The organism is Trinickia dinghuensis, from assembly GCF_003367175.1.
Lineage (GTDB): Bacteria > Pseudomonadota > Gammaproteobacteria > Burkholderiales > Burkholderiaceae > Trinickia > Trinickia dinghuensis.
Window position 1 is genome coordinate 1 of the sequence record NZ_QRGA01000039.1, and the last position, 5,329, is coordinate 5,329.

Here is a 5,329-nt window from a genome sequence, read left to right on the forward strand (position 1 = left end):
GAGAAGGTGTTCTGGTGCTGCTGGCGGTTAAGCGACGCGATCTTTAAAAATTTACAGCCGATAAGTGTGGGCGCTTGATGGCGGACGCGGGAGTCGATCTTCGGATTGGTTCCATAGCGAAAGTATCAAGTCTCACACAGTATTGAGGAAGGTTTTTGTTCGTCGAGAGACGAATTTGAACTGTCAGTACGTTGAGTGAGCGACCGGTTCTTAACTGAACCGAAAACAGTAACAGGTATTGAACTGAAGAGTTTGATCCTGGCTCAGATTGAACGCTGGCGGCATGCCTTACACATGCAAGTCGAACGGCAGCACGGGGGTAACCCTGGTGGCGAGTGGCGAACGGGTGAGTAATACATCGGAACGTGTCCTAGAGTGGGGGATAGCCCGGCGAAAGCCGGATTAATACCGCATACGCTCGAGAGAGGAAAGCGGGGGATCTTCGGACCTCGCGCTCAAGGGGCGGCCGATGGCGGATTAGCTAGTTGGTGGGGTAAAGGCCTACCAAGGCGACGATCCGTAGCTGGTCTGAGAGGACGACCAGCCACACTGGGACTGAGACACGGCCCAGACTCCTACGGGAGGCAGCAGTGGGGAATTTTGGACAATGGGGGAAACCCTGATCCAGCAATGCCGCGTGTGTGAAGAAGGCCTTCGGGTTGTAAAGCACTTTTGTCCGGAAAGAAATCCTCTGCCCTAATATGGCGGGGGGATGACGGTACCGGAAGAATAAGCACCGGCTAACTACGTGCCAGCAGCCGCGGTAATACGTAGGGTGCGAGCGTTAATCGGAATTACTGGGCGTAAAGCGTGCGCAGGCGGTCCGCTAAGACCGATGTGAAATCCCCGGGCTTAACCTGGGAACTGCATTGGTGACTGGCGGGCTAGAGTGTGGCAGAGGGGGGTAGAATTCCACGTGTAGCAGTGAAATGCGTAGAGATGTGGAGGAATACCGATGGCGAAGGCAGCCCCCTGGGCTAACACTGACGCTCATGCACGAAAGCGTGGGGAGCAAACAGGATTAGATACCCTGGTAGTCCACGCCCTAAACGATGTCAACTAGTTGTTGGGGATTCATTTCCTTAGTAACGTAGCTAACGCGTGAAGTTGACCGCCTGGGGAGTACGGTCGCAAGATTAAAACTCAAAGGAATTGACGGGGACCCGCACAAGCGGTGGATGATGTGGATTAATTCGATGCAACGCGAAAAACCTTACCTACCCTTGACATGGACGGAACCCTGCTGAGAGGTGGGGGTGCTCGAAAGAGAATCGTCGCACAGGTGCTGCATGGCTGTCGTCAGCTCGTGTCGTGAGATGTTGGGTTAAGTCCCGCAACGAGCGCAACCCTTGTCTCTAGTTGCTACGAAAGGGCACTCTAGAGAGACTGCCGGTGACAAACCGGAGGAAGGTGGGGATGACGTCAAGTCCTCATGGCCCTTATGGGTAGGGCTTCACACGTCATACAATGGTCGGAACAGAGGGTTGCCAACCCGCGAGGGGGAGCTAATCCCAGAAAACCGATCGTAGTCCGGATTGCACTCTGCAACTCGAGTGCATGAAGCTGGAATCGCTAGTAATCGCGGATCAGCATGCCGCGGTGAATACGTTCCCGGGTCTTGTACACACCGCCCGTCACACCATGGGAGTGGGTTTTACCAGAAGTGGCTAGTCTAACCGCAAGGAGGACGGTCACCACGGTAGGATTCATGACTGGGGTGAAGTCGTAACAAGGTAGCCGTATCGGAAGGTGCGGCTGGATCACCTCCTTTCTCGAGCTTAAGCGTCACAAAGTTAAGCGTCCACGCTTATCGGCTGTAGATCAAGACAGACTCAGGGGTCTGTAGCTCAGTCGGTTAGAGCACCGTCTTGATAAGGCGGGGGTCGTTGGTTCGAATCCAACCAGACCCACCAATTGTCTGGCGCAAGAAACCTGAGCAGTCTCTGGAATGGGGGCATAGCTCAGCTGGGAGAGCACCTGCTTTGCAAGCAGGGGGTCGTCGGTTCGATCCCGTCTGCCTCCACCAACCACCAACGCTAAGAGTTTGCTGAGTCATTCGGCGAATACTTTGCATTGGCGATTGAGCCAGTCAGAGCGACTGAGTAGTAATGAGTCGGCTGTCGATCTTTAACAATCTGGAAGAAGTAGTAATGGATATTGGAAGCGTCTATGAGATGGACGTGGAAGATATCAATGGGTAGTGATTGTATCAAAGTATTTAAAGTGATCGAAAGATGACTTGGAATACGGCACAACGCGAAAACTCAAACCTGTAGCGTAAGTGTCCAGCTTCATTGGAAGCCTGAGACGCTCTCGTTATAGGGTCAAGCGAACAAGTGCATGTGGTGGATGCCTTGGCGATCACAGGCGATGAAGGACGCGGTAGCCTGCGAAAAGCCCCGGGGAGCTGGCAAACGAGCTTTGATCCGGGGATGTCCGAATGGGGAAACCCACTCCGAATGGAGTATCCATGGCTGAATACATAGGCCATGTGAAGCGAACGCGGTGAACTGAAACATCTAAGTAACCGCAGGAAAAGAAATCAACCGAGATTCCCAAAGTAGTGGCGAGCGAAATGGGAAGAGCCTGTACGTGTTATCTGTATTGTTAGCTGAACGCTCTGGAAAGTGCGGCCATAGCAGGTGATAGCCCTGTAAGCGAAAACAGTATGGAAGGACTAGGCGTACGACAAGTAGGGCGGGACACGTGAAATCCTGTCTGAAGATGGGGGGACCATCCTCCAAGGCTAAATACTCGTGATCGACCGATAGTGAACCAGTACCGTGAGGGAAAGGCGAAAAGAACCCCGGGAGGGGAGTGAAATAGATCCTGAAACCGCATGCATACAAACAGTCGGAGCCTCGTAAGGGGTGACGGCGTACCTTTTGTATAATGGGTCAGCGACTTACGTTCAGTAGCAAGCTTAACTGATTAAGGCAGGCGTAGCGAAAGCGAGTCCGAATAGGGCGTTCAGTTGCTGGGCGTAGACCCGAAACCAAGTGATCTATCCATGGCCAGGTTGAAGGTGCGGTAACACGTACTGGAGGACCGAACCCACTAACGTTGAAAAGTTAGGGGATGAGCTGTGGATAGGGGTGAAAGGCTAAACAAACTTGGAAATAGCTGGTTCTCTCCGAAAACTATTTAGGTAGTGCCTCGTGTATCACCTTCGGGGGTAGAGCACTGTCATGGTTGAAGGGTCCATTGCGGATTACTTCGCCATAGCAAACTCCGAATACCGAAGAGTGCAATCACGGGAGACAGACATCGGGTGCTAACGTCCGGTGTCAAGAGGGAAACAACCCAGACCGCCAGCTAAGGTCCCCAAATATAGCTAAGTGGGAAACGAAGTGGGAAGGCTAAAACAGTCAGGAGGTTGGCTTAGAAGCAGCCACCCTTTAAAGAAAGCGTAATAGCTCACTGATCGAGTCGTCCTGCGCGGAAGATGTAACGGGGCTAAGCTATATACCGAAGCTGCGGATGCGTGCTTGCACGCATGGTAGGAGAGCGTTCCGTAAGCCTGCGAAGGTGTCTTGTAAAGGATGCTGGAGGTATCGGAAGTGCGAATGCTGACATGAGTAGCGATAAAGGGGGTGAAAGGCCCCCTCGCCGTAAGCCCAAGGTTTCCTACGCAACGTTCATCGGCGTAGGGTGAGTCGGCCCCTAAGGCGAGGCAGAAATGCGTAGCTGATGGGAAGCAGGTCAATATTCCTGCACCATTGTTAGATGCGATGGGGGGACGGATCGCGGAAGGTTGTCCGGGTGTTGGAAGTCCCGGTCGCTGCATTGGAGAAGGCGCTTAGGCAAATCCGGGCGCGCAATTCAAGGGTGTGGCGCGAGCGGCCTAGAGCTGCGAAGCAATCGGAAGTGGTTCCAAGAAAAGCCTCTAAGCTTCAGTCTAACGATGACCGTACCGCAAACCGACACAGGTGGGCGAGATGAGTATTCTAAGGCGCTTGAGAGAACTCGGGAGAAGGAACTCGGCAAATTGGTACCGTAACTTCGGGATAAGGTACGCCCTTGTAGCTTGACTGGCTTGCGCCAGAAGGGTGAAAGGGTTGCAATAAACTGGTGGCTGCGACTGTTTAATAAAAACACAGCACTCTGCAAACACGAAAGTGGACGTATAGGGTGTGACGCCTGCCCGGTGCCGGAAGATTAAATGATGGGGTGCAAGCTCTTGATTGAAGTCCCGGTAAACGGCGGCCGTAACTATAACGGTCCTAAGGTAGCGAAATTCCTTGTCGGGTAAGTTCCGACCTGCACGAATGGCGTAACGATNCCCGGTAAACGGCGGCCGTAACTATAACGGTCCTAAGGTAGCGAAATTCCTTGTCGGGTAAGTTCCGACCTGCACGAATGGCGTAACGATGGCCACACTGTCTCCTCCCGAGACTCAGCGAAGTTGAAGTGTTTGTGATGATGCAATCTCCCCGCGGCTAGACGGAAAGACCCCATGAACCTTTACTGTAGCTTTGCATTGGACTTTGAACCGATCTGTGTAGGATAGGTGGGAGGCTATGAAACCGGAACGCTAGTTTCGGTGGAGCCGTCCTTGAAATACCACCCTGGTTTGTTTGAGGTTCTAACCTTGGCCCGTGATCCGGGTCGGGGACAGTGCATGGTAGGCAGTTTGACTGGGGCGGTCTCCTCCCAAAGTGTAACGGAGGAGTACGAAGGTACGCTAGGTACGGTCGGAAATCGTGCTGATAGTGCAATGGCATAAGCGTGCTTAACTGCGAGACCGACAAGTCGAGCAGGTGCGAAAGCAGGTCATAGTGATCCGGTGGTTCTGTATGGAAGGGCCATCGCTCAACGGATAAAAGGTACTCTGGGGATAACAGGCTGATACCGCCCAAGAGTTCATATCGACGGCGGTGTTTGGCACCTCGATGTCGGCTCATCTCATCCTGGGGCTGTAGCCGGTCCCAAGGGTATGGCTGTTCGCCATTTAAAGAGGTACGTGAGCTGGGTTTAAAACGTCGTGAGACAGTTTGGTCCCTATCTGCCGTGGGCGTTGGATATTTGAAGGGGGCTGCTCCTAGTACGAGAGGACCGGAGTGGACGAACCTCTGGTGTACCGGTTGTCACGCCAGTGGCATCGCCGGGTAGCTATGTTCGGAAGAGATAACCGCTGAAAGCATCTAAGCGGGAAACTCGCCTTAAGATGAGATATCCCCGGGGACTTGATCCCCTTGAAGGGTCGTTCGAGACCAGGACGTTGATAGGTCGGGTGTGTACATGCAGTAATGCATTTAGCTAACCGATACTAATTGCCCGTACGGCTTGATCCTATAACCGGAGCGTTTTACCCCACAGTTGGGGATAA

Annotated in this window: 2 tRNA genes and 2 rRNA genes; all 4 read left to right on the plus strand. The window is 53.2% G+C overall.

Features of this window, described 5'->3' with window-relative positions:
• The first annotated feature begins 240 nt into the window (after positions 1 to 240).
• Positions 241 to 1,771, plus strand: a 16S ribosomal RNA gene (locus DWV00_RS33455).
• 65 nt (positions 1,772 to 1,836) lie between these two features.
• Positions 1,837 to 1,913, plus strand: a tRNA-Ile gene (locus DWV00_RS33460).
• Positions 1,914 to 1,950: 37 nt separating this feature from the next.
• A tRNA-Ala gene (locus DWV00_RS33465) sits at positions 1,951 to 2,026 on the plus strand.
• Positions 2,027 to 2,322: 296 nt separating this feature from the next.
• A 23S ribosomal RNA gene (locus tag DWV00_RS33470) occupies positions 2,323 to 5,294 on the plus strand.
• The 16S and 23S rRNA genes sit together here with 2 tRNA genes alongside, the layout of an rRNA operon.
• Positions 5,295 to 5,329: the final 35 nt, after the last annotated feature.